General features: G+C 55.1%; 16 protein-coding genes and 1 pseudogene. 5 read left to right on the forward strand and 12 right to left on the reverse strand.

Annotated features, from left to right (window positions below; translation table 11 throughout):
• Positions 1-196: pseudogene (locus JTI85_RS21185) on the reverse strand (alpha/beta hydrolase); the annotation flags it as partial.
• A gap of 204 nt (positions 197-400) precedes the next feature.
• Between JTI85_RS21185 and JTI85_RS02005 the strand changes: the two are divergent.
• Together JTI85_RS02005 and JTI85_RS02010 are read left to right on the forward strand one after the other, a co-directional pair.
• The gene (locus JTI85_RS02005; protein ID WP_005121822.1) at positions 401-643 is read left to right on the forward strand and encodes a CopG family transcriptional regulator; all 243 of its coding nucleotides are present in this window, start codon (positions 401-403) and stop codon (positions 641-643) included.
• Positions 643-1,017: a type II toxin-antitoxin system VapC family toxin gene (locus tag JTI85_RS02010; protein WP_005121821.1), complete on the forward strand. Its 375-nt coding sequence runs from the start codon at positions 643-645 to the stop codon at positions 1,015-1,017. Before JTI85_RS02005 ends, JTI85_RS02010 begins: the two co-directional genes overlap by 1 nt.
• A 36-nt stretch (positions 1,018-1,053) precedes the next feature.
• On the opposite strand, the gene fdhE is transcribed toward JTI85_RS02010, so the two are convergent.
• From fdhE to fdnG, 4 genes are read right to left on the reverse strand one after another with little or no spacing between them, the layout of a single operon-like run.
• A complete protein-coding gene (gene fdhE, locus JTI85_RS02015; protein WP_003028685.1) occupies positions 1,054-1,983 on the reverse strand; it encodes a formate dehydrogenase accessory protein FdhE in 930 nt (309 codons plus the stop codon).
• Entirely contained in the window at positions 1,980-2,615 is a 636-nt protein-coding gene (gene fdoI, locus JTI85_RS02020; protein ID WP_043018888.1) for a formate dehydrogenase cytochrome b556 subunit, read from the reverse strand. Before fdoI ends, fdhE begins: the two co-directional genes overlap by 4 nt.
• Positions 2,612-3,514: a formate dehydrogenase O subunit beta gene (fdoH, locus tag JTI85_RS02025; protein ID WP_219352037.1), complete on the reverse strand. Its 903-nt coding sequence runs from the start codon at positions 3,512-3,514 to the stop codon at positions 2,612-2,614. The genes fdoI and fdoH overlap by 4 nt, the downstream gene beginning before the upstream one ends.
• A 12-nt stretch (positions 3,515-3,526) precedes the next feature.
• Positions 3,527-6,577 (reverse strand): formate dehydrogenase-N subunit alpha, encoded by a 3,051-nt coding sequence (gene fdnG, locus JTI85_RS02030; RefSeq protein WP_086523526.1) that lies wholly within the window; start codon positions 6,575-6,577, stop codon positions 3,527-3,529.
• A 230-nt stretch (positions 6,578-6,807) separates the two neighbouring features.
• Here fdnG and fdhD point away from each other — a divergent pair, with 230 nt between their 5' ends.
• Complete coding sequence (gene fdhD / locus JTI85_RS02035; RefSeq protein ID WP_217438277.1) at positions 6,808-7,608, forward strand: formate dehydrogenase accessory sulfurtransferase FdhD; 801 nt, start codon at positions 6,808-6,810, stop codon at positions 7,606-7,608.
• Positions 7,609-7,736: 128 nt separating this feature from the next.
• Positions 7,737-7,949 (forward strand): DUF1471 domain-containing protein, encoded by a 213-nt coding sequence (locus JTI85_RS02040; RefSeq protein WP_003825262.1) that lies wholly within the window; start codon positions 7,737-7,739, stop codon positions 7,947-7,949.
• Between the two features lie 42 nt (positions 7,950-7,991).
• Here JTI85_RS02040 and JTI85_RS02045 read toward each other — a convergent pair whose 3' ends face one another.
• Positions 7,992-8,315: an AzlD domain-containing protein gene (locus JTI85_RS02045; RefSeq protein ID WP_061066958.1), complete on the reverse strand. Its 324-nt coding sequence runs from the start codon at positions 8,313-8,315 to the stop codon at positions 7,992-7,994.
• Positions 8,315-8,974 carry an AzlC family ABC transporter permease gene (locus tag JTI85_RS02050; RefSeq protein WP_048214023.1) on the reverse strand — a complete coding sequence of 220 codons (660 nt, stop codon included), beginning with the start codon at positions 8,972-8,974 and terminating at the stop codon, positions 8,315-8,317. Before JTI85_RS02050 ends, JTI85_RS02045 begins: the two co-directional genes overlap by 1 nt.
• 101 nt (positions 8,975-9,075) lie before the next feature.
• Between JTI85_RS02050 and JTI85_RS02055 the strand changes: the two genes are divergently transcribed.
• On the forward strand, positions 9,076-9,624 hold the full coding sequence (locus JTI85_RS02055) for a helix-turn-helix domain-containing protein (protein WP_003028726.1): 549 nt from the start codon (positions 9,076-9,078) through the stop codon (positions 9,622-9,624).
• A gap of 84 nt (positions 9,625-9,708) precedes the next feature.
• On the opposite strand, the gene rhaM is transcribed toward JTI85_RS02055, so the two are convergent.
• From rhaM to rhaB, 5 genes are all read right to left on the reverse strand, one after another.
• Positions 9,709-10,023, reverse strand: a complete 315-nt coding sequence (rhaM, locus tag JTI85_RS02060) for an L-rhamnose mutarotase (protein WP_219352038.1) — start codon at positions 10,021-10,023, stop codon at positions 9,709-9,711.
• Positions 10,020-11,168, reverse strand: a complete 1,149-nt coding sequence (gene fucO, locus JTI85_RS02065) for a lactaldehyde reductase (protein ID WP_219352552.1) — start codon at positions 11,166-11,168, stop codon at positions 10,020-10,022. Before fucO ends, rhaM begins: the two co-directional genes overlap by 4 nt.
• 11 nt (positions 11,169-11,179) lie before the next feature.
• Complete coding sequence (gene rhaD / locus JTI85_RS02070; protein ID WP_046671346.1) at positions 11,180-12,004, reverse strand: rhamnulose-1-phosphate aldolase; 825 nt, start codon at positions 12,002-12,004, stop codon at positions 11,180-11,182.
• A gap of 143 nt (positions 12,005-12,147) precedes the next feature.
• Entirely contained in the window at positions 12,148-13,407 is a 1,260-nt protein-coding gene (gene rhaA, locus JTI85_RS02075) for an L-rhamnose isomerase (protein ID WP_061066962.1), read from the reverse strand.
• Positions 13,404-14,873 (reverse strand): rhamnulokinase, encoded by a 1,470-nt coding sequence (gene rhaB, locus JTI85_RS02080; RefSeq protein WP_101741967.1) that lies wholly within the window; start codon positions 14,871-14,873, stop codon positions 13,404-13,406. The genes rhaA and rhaB overlap by 4 nt, the downstream gene beginning before the upstream one ends.
• Positions 14,874-14,898 lie beyond the last annotated feature (25 nt).

Here is a 14,898-nt window from a genome sequence, read left to right on the forward strand (position 1 = left end):
GCGGCGAAACAACGCGAAACGTCATGGTATCGAGTTCAATATCTTCAACCTGTACGCGGGTTTCTGTTTCTCCGGCCAACGCCGTACTGGCAATATAGCCCGCTCTCCGGTCATCAATATTCTGTTCGCGGGAAGAAGGGCGTCCCGCCGCGATAAATGCCTCAACTAACTGCGCAATCCCGCTTTCCAGTGCCATTTTTAAATACTCTTATCTGTATGGATATACAGGTTTATAACCTGGATTACTAAGAATGAAAATGGGAAAAAAAGGGGCGTTATGATTCTGGAAAGCGGCTCGCAAAAGTAAAAATCGTTCACGTAAAAGCTATTTTCCCGCTTTTTCCAGGTGTATGTTGTATGGAAATTAATCGCTGATGATATACTGGAGGTATATGTGAGTATGATGGCTGGGATGGATATGGGCAGAATTTTACTCGATTTATCAGACGAAGTGATTAAACGTCTTGATGACCTCAAGGTGCAGCGTAACCTGCCGCGAGCTGAACTCTTGCGGGAGGCCGTTGAGCAGTATCTGGAAAGGCAGGAACAGGCTGAAACGACTATTTCCAGCGCTCTCGGACTCTGGAAAGGTTGTGAAGAAGATGGCGTTGAGTACCAACGCAAACTTCGTGAGGAATGGTAATGGTCAAAGGATCCGCGCTTTTTGATACCAACATCCTCATCGACCTGTTTAGTGGACGGAGTGAAGCAAAGCAAGCGATAGAAACATGGCCGCCGCAGAATGCGATCAGCCTTATCACCTGGATGGAAGTGATGGTTGGGGCAAAGAAATACCATCAGGAATCCTGCACACGCGTTGCGTTGAGCGCTTTTAACGTGATCGGTGTTTCACAGGATATTGCTGAACGAAGCGTGAGTATCAGGCAGGAATATGGGATGAAATTGCCGGATGCCATTATTCTGGCAACAGCACAGATTCATCGTCTTACGCTGGTTACGCGAAATACTAAGGATTTTGCAGGCCTATCCGGTGTGGTCACACCGTATACATTATAACCCGGGCGACCTACGCCGCCCGGTAGTGTGAAGACCTTACTCCCCTTCACCCGGGAACAGGAACGGGTTGATGGAACTGCGGGCAAAGCCCTCCTGCTCCATGTGCGCGTCCAGCATCAGTGAAGCGAGATCGTCGGCCACGGCTTCGACTTTCGGGTCTTTTTCCTGATAGAGAATCTTCAGGTAAGTCCCGCAGTCGCCGCAGCTTTCAGCTTTGATTGCCGCCTGTTCGTTATCCAGTGACCAGTAGTTCAAATCACGGCTCTGCTCGCAGTTGCTGCACTTCACGCGCACCACGTGCCACTCGGTTTCGCACAGGTTGCAGTGCAGATAACGCAGACCCTGGGTGGTACCGATTTGCACCATGCTGGAGACCGGCATTGAACCACACACCGGGCAGTACTGACGCTGTTCACCGTATTCCGCACGGGCTTTTCCGGGGATCAGGCTTGCCATCTGCGCCCAGTAGAGCGACAGGGCAGCCCAAATGAACGGTGCTTTGTCGCTGCTGACGGAGGCAAAATCAGAGGCAAACAGCGCGCTGGCCATCAGCTCCAGCTCCTGCTCTGAGGCTTTTTCCAGGTTCTCGATCACGGCGAGCGCCGGACCGCTCATCTCTGGCTTCAGCTCAGCAATCAACGACTGCAGCAGCTTTTGCCAGTGCTTGTCGCGTGGCAGGACGTGGATATCCAGCGGCGGTTTGCCCTGATCGTTCGCTTCTTTGATGCGCGCGGTCAGATCCATCTGCAGCGGATGGTCGTACAGCACCACTTCCTGCGCGTGGGCGATCAGCGCGGCAAAGCGCAGGTAGTCGCCCAGCGGGTTGTTCTCGGCCAGCTCGCGCAGGCGCTCAGCGCGGCGGTTATACAAATTTTTGAGTCTGGGGAATAATAACGGCGGAATCATATCCGCCGTGCGTTTCTCGCTCTTCTCCAGCTCATCTTGCGGGATTATGCGAATACTCATTCAGATGACTTTTCCTGTTTCTGGCGGACTTCACGGTACCAGCGCGGGTGATGTTTCTTCGCCCATGAACTGGTAACCCATCCTTCCACCATCGCGGTAATGGTGCCTTTCACCCAAAGGGCGGCGTAAATGTGCACCATGATAACCACAATTAACGCTACTGCGGCAAATGAATGCAGCATTAACGCGAATCGGATCACCGGGATTGAGAAAGCAGGTGCAAAATACGGACGCCAGATGACCACTCCGCTCACCAGCAACAGGACCAGGAAGATAATCGCCGCCCAGAATACGCATTTCTGGCCGAAGTTATAACGTCCCGTGTCACCTACTTCCTCGTTGACGACAATCTTACGAATATTCTTCGCCCAAAAGATATCATCCCGATTGATTAGATTGTGGTGCCAGTAACGGAAAAACATGATGATAAACGAGGCAAACATGACAACGCCGACAAACGGGTGCACAATTCGCGCCAGTTGCGGCGTGCCCATGATGTGCATCAGCCAGTTAAAAGACGGGAAGAGAAAGCCCATCCCGCTCACTGCCGCCAGAATGAAGCAGAAGGCGGTTACCCAGTGGTTGATGCGTTCCGGCGCCGTGTAGCGCACGATGGTGTCACGTCGTTTCATTTGCGCACCTCGTCTTTTTCTTCATGCAGGTTGTCTTCTTCCTCTTCCGCGCGGTTCGGGCCTACACCGACGTAATGGAAGATACTGGCCGCAAATGTCGCTGCAAAGCCGACGGCTGCGAGAGGTTTCCAGATGCCTTTCCAGAATTTCACGGTGGCGCTGATTTCCGGGTTCTCCGGCAGGCCGTGATACAGATTCGGCTTGTCAGCATGGTGCAATACGTACATGACGTGAGTACCGCCAACGCCTGCTGGATCGTACAGACCCGCGTTTTCGTAACCACGCGTTTTCAGCTCCGCCACACGCTCGCCTGCCAGCGTTTTCATCGACTCTTTGGTGCCGAAATGAATGGCGCCTGTTGGGCAGGTCTTCACGCAGGCCGGTTCTTGCCCGACCACAACACGGTCAACGCACAGCGTACATTTGTAGACGCGGTTGTCTTCCGGATTGAGGCGCGGTACGTCGAACGGGCAGCCMGCRATGCAGTAGCCACAGCCRATRCASTGCTCGGACTGRAAGTCGACRATMCCGTTGGCATACTGAATGATTGCGCCTTCAGCCGGACACGCCTTCAGGCAGCCCGGATCGGCACAGTGCATACAGCCATCCTTGCGGATAAGCCACTCCAGTTTGTCGTCTTGTTCCACTTCCGAGAAGCGCATTACCGTCCAGGATTTGGCGGTCAAATCAGCCGGGTTGTCGTACACCCCAACGTTGTTGCCCACTTCATCACGGATGTCGTTCCATTCAGAACACGCCACCTGACACGCTTTACAGCCGATACAGGTGGTGACGTCGATAAGCTTCGCCACTTCTTCCTGATGGTCCCGCGCCTGAGGCGCGGGGGTGAAACCGTTAGTGGCGGAACGACGAATGATGTCTTGCGATTGATAAGCCATAGGTCGTCTCCGTTACACCTTTTCCACGTTCACGAGGAAGGACTTAAATTCCGGCGTCTGCGTGTTCGCATCACCGACGAATGGCGTTAACGTGTTAGCGATAAAGCCTTTTTTCGCCACACCTTCGTAGCCCCAGTGAATCGGAATACCGATGGTGTCGATATCCTGACCGTTGGCCTTCAGCGTGCGAATACGTTTAGTCACCACTGCTTTGGCTTTAATGTAGCCGCGGTTAGAGGAGACTTTGACGGTATCGCCATGAGAGATACCGAGCTTATTCGCCAGCTTCTCGCCAATTTCCACAAACTGTTCCGGCTGTGCGATGGCATTGAGCAGCGCATGCTTGGTCCAGTAGTGGAAGTGCTCGGTCAGACGATAGGTCGTACCGACGTACGGGAATTTATCTGCTTTACCCAGTGCTTCCGCGTCACCTTTAAAGATGCGCGCGGCAGGGTTAGAGATGACGTTCGGGTGCAGCGGGTTAGTCCCCAGCGGCGTTTCAAACGGCTCATAGTGTTCCGGGAACGGACCTTCCGCCATCTTATCGATAGCAAACAGGCGTCCCATCCCTTCAGGCTGCATGATGAAAGGCCCAACGTTGCTGCCAGGTGCGGCGGCGCTGTAGTCCGGAATATCCATCCCGCTCCATTTCGCTCCATCCCATTTCAGGATCTGACGTTTTGGATCCCACGGATTCCCCTGCGGATCAGCGGAAGCGCGGTTATACAGAATGCGTCGGTTGAGCGGCCACGCCCATGCCCAGCCCAGCGTGTTGCCAAGGCCTGATGGGTCGGCGTTATCGCGACGTGCCATCTGGTTGCCTTCCGGCGTCCAGCTCCCGGCAAAAATCCAGCAGCCGCTGGACGTGGTGCCGTCGTCACGCAGTTGGGCGAACGAGCTAAGCTGTTGGCCTTTCTTGACGATAACCGCGCCGGTTGCCGGGTCGGTAATATCGGCCAGCGCTTTACCGTTGCTCTCCATCGCCACTTCTTCCGAAGCCGGTTCGTGTGGTGTGGAGTAGTTCCAGGTCATGCTCAGCACCTGTTCCGGGTTCGCGCCACCCTGCTCGGCATACATCTTGCGCATGCGCAGGAAGATACCGGCGAGGATTTCACCATCGGTAACGGCAATCCCCGGGGCATCTGCGCCTTTCCAGTGCCACTGCAACCAACGACCGGAGTTAACGATAGAACCGTTCTCTTCGGCGAAGCAGGTGGACGGCAGACGGAATACTTCGGTCTGGATTTTCGACGGGTCCACATCGTTCGACTCACCATGGTTCTGCCAGAAGGTAGACGTTTCGGTGTTGAGCGGGTCGATGGTGACCAGGAATTTCAGTTTGGACAGTGAAGCCACGACCTTGTTTTTATTCGGGAATGACGCGACCGGGTTAAAGCCCTGGCAGATATAGCCATTCACTTTGCCCTGGTTCATCATCTCGAAGTATTGCAGAACGTCGTACCCTTTATCCCACTTCGGCAGCAAGTCGAAGCCCCAGCTGTTTTCCGCTGTCGCTTTATCGCCAAAGAAGGCTTTCATCATCGAAACGAAGAATTTCGGGTAGTTGCCCCAGTAGTTCACCTGACCTTCCAGCAACGGTTTTGGCGTGTTGGCGGCAAGGTAGGTTTGCAGGTCAGTTTGTTTCTCGCTGGGCAGCGTCATATAGCCCGGCAGGCTTTGTGACAGCAGGCCTAAGTCGGTCAGACCCTGAATGTTGGAGTGACCGCGCAGGGCGTTAACACCGCCGCCGGCCATCCCCATGTTGCCAAGCAGCAACTGGATCATCGCCATGGTACGGATGTTTTGCGCACCAACTGAGTGCTGCGTCCAGCCGAGTGCATACAGGAACGACGCGGTTTTGTCTTTGACGCTGGTTTCTGCGATGTATTCGCACACTTTCAGGAAATCAGCCTTTGGCGTACCGCAGATGTTTTCTACGACATCCGGCGTGTAGCGGGAAACGTGCTGTTTCAGCAGGTTCCACACGCAGCGCGGGTGTTGCAGGGTGACATCGCGTTTGGCGAAGCCTTTTTCATCCAGCTCGTAGTTCCAACTGGTTTTGTCATACTTGCGTTTGTCCGCGTCGTAGCCAGTGAACAGGCCATCTTCGAAACCGTAATCCTCACGCACGATCAGGCTGGCGTTGGTATAGGCCTCAGTGTATTCGCGGTTGAATTTTTCGTTGTTCAGCAGGTACAACAAGACGCCTGACAAGAAGGCAATGTCAGTACCGGAACGAATCGGCGCATAGAAATCAGCTACCGCTGCGGTTCGCGTAAAGCGAGGATCGATAACAATCAGCTTCGCGCCGTTGTGTATTTTGGCTTCCATCGCCCAGCGGAACCCGACCGGGTGAGCTTCAGCGGCGTTACCGCCCATCACCACAACGAGGTTGGCGTTTTTAATGTCGACCCAGTGGTTGGTCATCGCACCGCGACCAAATGTTGGAGCAAGACTTGCTACCGTTGGTCCGTGTCAGACGCGTGCCTGGTTGTCGACCGCGAGCATACCGAGCGCGCGGGAGAATTTTTGCGTTAAATAGCCGGTTTCGTTACTGGAAGCGGAAGCACACAGCATCCCGGTGGAAAGCCAGCGGTTAACGGTTACGCCTTCGGCGTTTTGTGCAACGTAGTTTGCGTCGCGGTCTTCTTTCATCAGCTTAGCGATGCGGTCAAATGCCTCATCCCAGCTAATCTGTTGCCACTTATCAGAGCCTGGTGCGCGGTATTCCGGGAATTTCAGGCGGCTTTCGGAGTGGATGAAGTCCACAAGTCCTGCCCCTTTCGGGCACAGCGCGCCACGGTTCACCGGGTGATCCGGGTCCCCTTCGATATGGAAGATGGATGCTTTGGCGTTTTTTGCTCCGTCACCGAGACTGTACATTAACAGTCCACAGCCAACGGAACAGTAAGTGCAGGTGTTACGGGTTTCGCGGGTGCGCAGCAGTTTATATTGCCGTGTTTCCGCGAGCGCTACGCCGGGTGCAAAACCCAGTGCCGCTGCCGTGGTGCCTGCCATACCGCCAGCGCAGATCTTAAAGAACTGCCTTCTGCTGACCTGCATGGTTCGCTCCTTGTTTCGACATTGTCACGTTCCCTTCACTTTTCCGTTACTCGAGCGCGAGGGAAGTGGTTGTTATTTTTCTTTGCGGACGGGACCGCAAAGGTCCAGAATTGGGTGAATTTCCCTCCGTCCAGGAGGGGTTTGTAAAGAATACCACAATGTTGGTATGTGTGTTCCAATATGGTTAAAAGAAAGTGAATAAAATCCATCAAGAAGAAGTCAAAAATGTGATGAATTGTGCAGGATCGCGTCAGTTGACTCTCTGGAAACGCGAGGATTTGCAACATCCTCAGCCAGATGAGGTCGCTGAAGAAGTGCCGGTTGCGCTGGTTTACAACGGGATTTCGCACGTGGTGATGATGGCGTCACCGAAAGATCTTGAGCACTTTGCGCTGGGCTTTTCACTTTCTGAAGGCATTATTGAGCGCCCGCAGGATATCTACGCCATGGAAGTGGTTCCTTCCTGTAACGGATTAGAAGTGCAGGTTGAGCTGTCCAGTCGTCGATTTATGGGGCTGAAGGAGCGACGTCGTGCACTGGCCGGTCGTACCGGTTGTGGCGTTTGCGGCGTTGAACAACTCAATGACATTGGCAAGCCGGTCCAGCCTCTGCCGTTTACCCAGACATTCGATCTGGCACATCTCGATAACGCCTTAAGGCATCTCCCTGATTTCCAGCCCGTGGGGCAACTGACAGGCTGCACGCACGCGGCTGCCTGGGTACAGCCGTCAGGCCATCTGGCGGGTGGACATGAAGATGTCGGGCGTCATGTGGCGCTGGATAAACTGCTGGGACGACGTGCTATCGAAGGAGAAGCCTGGCGGGCGGGCGCAGTATTAGTCTCCAGCCGCGCCAGCTACGAGATGGTGCAAAAGTCGGCGATGTGTGGCGTGGAGATCCTGTTTGCTGTCTCAGCCGCGACAACGCTTGCCGTAGAAGTTGCCGAACGTTGTAACCTGACGCTGGTGGGTTTTTGCAAACCGGGCAGGGCGACGATCTACACCCATCCGCAGCGGTTGATCGCTGAGTAATAAGTGTTCAGTTAATTTGAATAAGATAGGCAAATCCTTCCGCTTTTAGTTGCGTGATATGAAGGCTACTATTTATCACATCAAGGCACGGTGCCTTACTCAAACAACTAAGTGAAAGGGTTTATATCATGAAAAGCATCAAAACTTTTGTCGCAGTTATCGCTCTGGCTACGTCTTTCGGTTCTTTCGCTGCTCAGACAGTTACCGCAACCGGTTCTACGCTGGAAAGCGCTGAAGCAAAAATTGCCGCTCAGGCTGAACGCGCAGGTGCCAGCGATTACAAAATCACTCAGGCATACACCGGTAACCGCGTGCACATGACTGCTGAACTGCTGAAATAAGAGACCTTAGTATTGTCGAAAGAGCGCCCTTGGGGCGCTTTTTTAGTTTATACCCGCCATTCTCAGCAGTGCGGTTACCACTGCTGCAGCGATAATCACCACAATCAATGGCGTCTTACGCCAGGCGAGAAACACCGCAAAAGCCACGCCCAGCACGCGCGCCATGCCGGCAAAGTGTTCGCCTTCGTAAAAGGTGGTTGCCAGCGCAACGGAGAACAGTAACACCGTTGCAGCATCAGAAAGCAACGCCTGTGAACGTTCAGAAAAGGCTAAACGGCCTCCCAGTTTTGCTCCCCCTAAACGCATTAAATAGGTTCCCAGAGATAACACGGCGATACCGACGATAAACAGCGTCATGTTGCCCATTATTTTTTCCTCGTCAGTAAGCCAAACAGTGAAAGCAGTACCGGCAAGCCTACCGGTGCGAAAGGTACGGAAGCGAGTGACAATGCGGCCCCGCTACAGGCACGGATGAGAGTGGTGCGGTTTTTAAAGGCCGGAACCACTAAGGCCAACAAAATGGCAGGGAAAACGGCATCCAGCCCAATGGTTTCAGGTGCCGGGAGCAGCTTGCCGACACCGGCGCCGATCAGTGTGCCAATCGGCCAGAAAATGGCGACGCCCAGACCGCATAACCAGTAGGCGGCTTTACGTTGTTCCGGCGTTTTCTGCGACAGGCCGAACACCACGCTTTCATCGTTCATGATATGACAGCCTAGAAAGCTGGCGGCGCGAGTGCCGACCAGATCGCGTACCGTCACGCCAAACGGTACATGTCGGGCATTCACCAGTAACCCGGCCGCCGCTGCCGCCAACGGATTTCCGCCGCTGGCGATAATACCGATAAACATAAATTCAGAAGCCCCGGCCAGTACTGTAATCGAGAGTACAAAGGGCACCCAAATCGGGAAGCCGTAAGCCATTGCCAGCGAACCGTAGGACATGCCTACCACGCCGACGGCCAGGCACACTAAAAATATCGCTTTAATCGTGTCGCCTTTGAGGCTGGAAAAATAATGTTTCATACCGTTTTAGCCATATCGAACGAGTTTCCATTATAATGAACACAATCAGTTTGATTTACAAGTCGAACGATTCGTTCGATATAAAGAACATGGAGTCGAGAATGACCCAACCCATCAGTATGATCGCGAAAAGTCTGGTGCGTGAACGTCAGCGCACCGGTTTATCGCTGGCAGAAATTGCCCGTCGCGCGGGAATTGCAAAATCGACACTCTCGCAGCTGGAAGCGGGAAATGGTAATCCTAGCCTGGAAACGCTGTGGTCGCTGTGTGTGGCGCTGGATATCCCCTTTGCCCGATTACTGGAACCGCAGGAGCAAAAAACGCAGGTGATTCGCCGTGGCGAAGGGACAAAAGTCGTGGCTGAGCAGGCCCACTATCAGGCTATTTTACTGGCAGCCTGCCCACCGGGCGCGCGGCGGGATATCTATCTGCTGCTGACGCAACCGGGCGCAGATCGTATTTCACAACCGCATCCACCGGGATCGGTTGAACATATTATCGTGACGCAGGGTAAGGCGATGGTGGGGTTGACGGAAGCGCCGGAGGAGTTAGGCGAGGGCGACTATATTTGCTACCCCGCTGACCAGGCGCATATCTTTAAAGCACTGGAGCCTGACACCCAGGCGATTCTGGTTTCTGAGCAGAATTGAAATTGCCGGAGGGCGCTATCGCTTATCCGACCTGGAAAAAATAAAACCGTGTGCCCGGTAAGCTTGCACCACCGGGCACACGACTTACTGCAGATAAAACACCTCTTTTAGCTCTGCGCTGAGCGGGCTGTTGTCCGGGTTGGCTGGCATTACGTCACGCATATGTTTCCACCAACGCTGGCAAACGTCGGTGCTGGCAACGGCATTCCAGCGCTCCTCGGACTCAATCTCAACGGTGGCGAACAGCAGATTGCGCTCCTCGTCGAGAAAAATCGCGTAGTGATGGGCGCCGTGCGCTTTCAGCACCGCTTCCAGTTCTGGCCAGATGGGATTGTGCCGACGTTGATATTCAACATGTGCGTCGGCATTCACCTGCATCACAAAGGCCTTGCGGATCATAACGCCTCCAGATACAGCTCGCGGACCTCGTCGCGGCTGGCGGTGCGCGGGTTGCACGGCGCACACGGATCGGCCAACGCTTTATCCAGCCAGCCTTCAATATCTTCTTTCGTCACGCCAAGCGAACTAAAGCCAGCAGGAATACCGACACGTTTGCTCAGGGCACGAATCGCGTTGATGGCCTCCATGCTTGCCGCTTCATCGCTCATACCGCGCGTATCGACGCCCATCGCCTGTGCCACGCGGGCAAAGCGCGCCACGGCGTTCGGGCGGTTAAAGTTTTCGATTACCGGCAGCAGGATGGCGTTGCAGACTCCGTGTGGCAGATTATGGGTTGCGCCCGGCTGGTGCGCCAGCGCATGCACCAGACCGAGACCAGCGCTGTTAAATGCCATCCCCGCCAGATACTGACCAAACGCCATTTGTTCACGGGCGTCGAGGTTATGACCCTCATCGACCGCTTTCGGTAGCCACAGGTTGATCAGGCGAATCGCTTCCAGCGCGTTAGCGTCGGTGAGCGGATGCGCGCCAACGGAAACATAGGCTTCTACCGCATGGGTCAGGGCGTCCATGCCGGTTGCGGCGGTGACGGATGCCGGAATTTCCAGCATGACGCTGGCATCATCCACGGCGATATCCGGGATGATATTCGGGTCGATGATCACCTCTTTAACCTTGCGAGCTGAGTCGATAATGACCGCATTACTGGTCATCTCTGCTGCCGTTCCGGCGGTGGTATTGATGGCGACCAGCGGTACACCCGCATTTTTCACTTTGCCTACGCCGGAGTAAGCGGTAGAAGGGCCGGGGTTGGCGGTCAGGATCTTCACCGCTTTAGCGGTATCGATCGGGCTGCCGCCCCCGAAGGCGATAATGTAGTGACATTCTGCGTCCTGATACGCCGCGAAACCTTTCTGCACCAGCTCTTCCGTCGGGTTTGGAAACACCTCATCAAACAGGTGGTAAGACATCTGATGTTCATCCAGCGCCGCAAACAGGCTATCCAACAGGCCCAGTTTTACCAGTTGACCATCGGTGACGATCAGCGCTTTACCCCATTGCTTATTCGCCACGAGGTTCACCATATCGGCAATCGCGCCGGCGCCATGCAGGCTAATTTTTGGCAGTGCCAACATAAAGCTCATCATTATTCTCCTTACAATGCCAGTGCGCTGGCCAGCGGCGTCACGCCGAAGCGTTTGCCAAGTGCGATCAGCTCTTCACGCGTAATGGTCTGCTTCATACCGCCCATCGAGTAAATCTTGACCAGAACCTCAGCGGACTTCTCTGCGGTATCGATCAAACCGAACGCTTCGTCGAGGGTAGGTCCGCTGCCGAACACGCCGTGGAACGGCCACAGCACCAGCGAATGTTTCTGCATTTCTTCGGCGGTGGCCTGACCGATTTCATCGGTACCTGGCACCATCCACGGCAGAATGCCAACGCCATCCGGGAACACCACCAGGCACTCGGTGCTGCCTTCCCACAGCTTGCGGGTAATCAGCGCGGTGTTGTTTTCCAGCACGTAGGTCAGAGCGATCAGGTTGGTGGCATGGCAGTGCATGATCACGCGGTCTTTGCCATTGGTGGCTTTAATGCGCTCGCAGTGGGATAGGAAGTGGGCGGGCAGTTCGGAAGTCGGTACGGCTTCGTGGGTCAGACCCCACAGAATGTGGTAACCCGCGCCATCGCTGTCGATTTTCACCACGCCCAGATTTGCGGCCGGGTCGAGCTGGACGTTGCGGAAAAATTTTCCCGAACCGGTGACGATAAACGGCGTATTCGCCAGCAGCGGCATCGGCTGGCTCAGCGCGATATAGCGTGGTTTTTCGTGGAAATCGGCGCTAAATGGCGCAATATCTGCCTCATCCAGGCGCAGTGTCAGGTTGCCGCCGTTGCGTTCGTCCCAACCTTTCAGCCAGGCATCGGAAGTGGCTTTAATCATCCCCTGGACGAACCAGGAAGTGGTAATGTTTTGCATGTTCGGTGTTCCCATTTATTGCCCGAACGTTATCGGGTCTTACGTAGGCCGGATAAGCGAAGCGCCATCCGGCAATCGTGTTTCATTTATTGCCGGATGGCGACGCGGGGCGTCTTATCCGGCCTACAAGCCTGGCGTCACAGTTAGCCACGTTTGCTCAAAATCTCTTTTTCATAAGCGCGCACACTTTCCAGCCACTGGCTGCCCGCTGGCGTGTCGTGACGCTGGCAATACATCTCCCAGACGGCCTGCCACGGCAGCGATTTTTGCTCTTCCAGCAGAGCCAGGCGTGCGGTGTAGTCGCCGCTGGCTTCGAGCTGGCGCAGTTGCCCGGTCGGTTCTAACAGCGCGCGCAGCAGGGCTTTTTTCATATTGCGGGTACCGATCACCCACGCGGCGATGCGGTTGATGGAGGCGTCGAAGAAGTCGAGGCCGATGTGTACGCGGTCAAACAGGTTGTGGCGCACGATCTCGCTGGCAATCGCCTGCGTTTCATCATCCAGCAGCACCACGTGATCGCTGTCCCAACGCACCGGACGGCTGACATGCAGCAGCAGGCGTGGCACGTACAGCATGGCGGCGGAGATCTTGTCGGAAATGACTTCCGTCGGATGGAAGTGACCTGCATCCAGGCACAATGCGGTCTGGCGGCTGGTGGCATAACCCATATAGAACTCGTTAGAGCCGACGGTGTAGCTTTCTGCGCCAATACCAAACAGTTTGCTCTCGACGGCATCGATGTGGTGCGCCGGGTCGAGTTTCTCGCTGATCACTTCGTCCAGCGCGTCCAGCAGACGCTGGCGCGGCGCTAAACGATCAACGGTGATGTCTTTCATGCCATCCGGGATCCAGATGTTCATCACCGACGGCGTACCCAACTGCTCGCCAAAATACGCCGAGACGCGACGGCTGGCTTTGCAGTGGTCAATCCAGAACTGGCGAATGGTGTCATCGGCGTGGGCCAGCGTGAAACCGTCGGCACTCAGCGGATGTGAGAAGCAGGACGGGTTGAAATCCAGCCCTAGCTGGTTCGCTTTCGCCCACTCAACCCAGTTTTTGAAGTGTTCAGGTTTGATTTGGTCGCGGGCAACTGGCGTATCAGACTCCAGATAGATCGCATGCAAATTCAGACGTTTTGGACCCGGGATCAGGCTCAGCGCCTGCTCCAGATCGGCACGCAGTTCGCTGGCGTTACGCGCTTTGCCCGGATAGTTACCGGTTGCCTGAATTCCACCCGTGAGCGAACCTTCCGGGTTTTCGAATCCGGCTACGTCGTCGCCCTGCCAGCAGTGCATGGAGACCGGCAGACGATCGAGCTGGCGTAATGCTTCCTCGACATCAATACCTACCGCTGCGAAACGCAGTTTTGCCAGTTCCCAGGCTTGTTCAAGTTGAGTGGTCATGCGCAAAGCTCCTTTGTCTGTCGTAATGGTTGAAACTGCGCTTTGTGGCGGGCAATTTCACTTTCAGGATTGGGGATGAAGGTGGTCAGGTCGTAGTTGGCACGCACCACCTGACGGAAATCATCGACGTTGTTAAGCTCGTCCAGCGTCATCAACTGGACGCCAATATTGCCGAGCGTGGAGGCCTCAATAGGCCCGGATATGACGCGAATACCGCAGGCATCCGCGCAAAGCTGGTTGAGTAATGCGTTCTGGCACCCACCGCCGACGATGTGCAGTTGGTGAAATGCTTCGCCGCGAAGCTCAGCCAGTTCCTGCAGGATATCGGCGTACAGCAACGCCAGACTGTCGAAAATACAGCGCGCCAGTTCGGCGTTTTGCTGAGGAACGGGCTGGCCTGATTCACGACAGGCCGCCTGAATTTCCGCACTCATATCGTCAGGATTGATAAAGCGCTCGTCGTTGGGGTTAATCAGAAACTGGCAGGCCGGCAGCGCCTGGGTTTGAGCGATAAGGGCAGGCAGGTCGGTTATCTGCCGCTCTTTTAACACGCGCTGAAGTAGCCACAGCCCCATGATGTTTTTCAGCACGCGGTAGCGCCCTTCCGCGCCCCCTTCGTTGGTGATGTTCGCCGCCAGTGCCGCATCGTTGGTATACGGTGTTCTGCTCTCGAAGCCCATCAGCGACCAGGTACCGGAAGAGAGATAGGCACTATTTTTATCGGCCAGCGGTGATGCGATCACCGCGCTGGCGGTGTCGTGGCTGGCGACGGCAACCACCGGGATTTGATTTTTCTGTGGACAAATCCAGTAACCAATTACGTTCCCCGGATGCGTGGGGCGGCCAAACCACGTTGTGTCGGCACCGCTCCAGGCCAGCAGGGTTTCGTCCCAGTCGTCGGTGTTGATATTGACTAACTGGGTGGTGGTGGCGTTGGTGTATTCCCAGTTCAGTTCGCCGGTCAGGCGATAGCTGAAGTAATCGGGGATCAGCAGGGCATGCGCCACCTGGGGGATTAGTTCCGGTTGCTGCTCGACCAGCGCGCGGAGCTGATACAGGGTATTAAAGGGCAGAAACTGAATGCCGCTACGGTGATAGATGTCACTTTTACCTGGCTGCGTCATGGCCCGCGACATAATGCCGTTCGTGCGGCTATCGCGATAAGAGACTGGCAACCCAACGCGCTGACCGTTTTTATCGATCAGGACATAATCCACGCCCCAGGTATCAATGCCGATGCTGTCGATCCGAATGCCTTGATCGCAGACTTTCTTCAGCCCCAGACGAATGTCGTTTTCCAGGCTATCGATGTCCCAGGTGTCAAAACCGTCTGTTTTTTGCAGACAGTTAACAAAGCGGTGGATTTCACGCAGTGTCAGGGTACGGTGTTTACTGTCGTAACGCGCCAGCATTACGCGTCCACTGGATGCACCGAGATCAACAGCGACACAATGGCGAAGAGTCATAGCGAGGTCCTTCTGAGTTTCATTG

The organism is Citrobacter sp. Colony219 (genome assembly GCF_019382635.1).
In the GTDB taxonomy this organism is placed as follows: domain Bacteria; phylum Pseudomonadota; class Gammaproteobacteria; order Enterobacterales; family Enterobacteriaceae; genus Citrobacter; species Citrobacter youngae.

Excerpts from the sequence above, each read along its gene's own strand:
- JTI85_RS02005 (WP_005121822.1), top strand. The coding sequence starts at position 401 with ATGATGGCTGGGATGGATATGGGCAGAATTTTACTCGATTTATCAGAC.
- JTI85_RS02010 (WP_005121821.1), top strand. The coding sequence starts at position 643 with ATGGTCAAAGGATCCGCGCTTTTTGATACCAACATCCTCATCGACCTG.
- fdhE (WP_003028685.1), bottom strand. The coding sequence starts at position 1,983 with ATGAGTATTCGCATAATCCCGCAAGATGAGCTGGAGAAGAGCGAGAAA.
- fdoI (WP_043018888.1), bottom strand. The coding sequence starts at position 2,615 with ATGAAACGACGTGACACCATCGTGCGCTACACGGCGCCGGAACGCATC.
- fdhD (WP_217438277.1), top strand. The coding sequence starts at position 6,808 with ATGAATTGTGCAGGATCGCGTCAGTTGACTCTCTGGAAACGCGAGGAT.
- JTI85_RS02040 (WP_003825262.1), top strand. The coding sequence starts at position 7,737 with ATGAAAAGCATCAAAACTTTTGTCGCAGTTATCGCTCTGGCTACGTCT.
- JTI85_RS02045 (WP_061066958.1), bottom strand. The coding sequence starts at position 8,315 with ATGGGCAACATGACGCTGTTTATCGTCGGTATCGCCGTGTTATCTCTG.
- JTI85_RS02050 (WP_048214023.1), bottom strand. The coding sequence starts at position 8,974 with ATGAAACATTATTTTTCCAGCCTCAAAGGCGACACGATTAAAGCGATA.
- JTI85_RS02055 (WP_003028726.1), top strand. The coding sequence starts at position 9,076 with ATGACCCAACCCATCAGTATGATCGCGAAAAGTCTGGTGCGTGAACGT.
- rhaM (WP_219352038.1), bottom strand. The coding sequence starts at position 10,023 with ATGATCCGCAAGGCCTTTGTGATGCAGGTGAATGCCGACGCACATGTT.
- fucO (WP_219352552.1), bottom strand. The coding sequence starts at position 11,168 with ATGAGCTTTATGTTGGCACTGCCAAAAATTAGCCTGCATGGCGCCGGC.
- rhaD (WP_046671346.1), bottom strand. The coding sequence starts at position 12,004 with ATGCAAAACATTACCACTTCCTGGTTCGTCCAGGGGATGATTAAAGCC.
- rhaA (WP_061066962.1), bottom strand. The coding sequence starts at position 13,407 with ATGACCACTCAACTTGAACAAGCCTGGGAACTGGCAAAACTGCGTTTC.
- rhaB (WP_101741967.1), bottom strand. The coding sequence starts at position 14,873 with ATGACTCTTCGCCATTGTGTCGCTGTTGATCTCGGTGCATCCAGTGGA.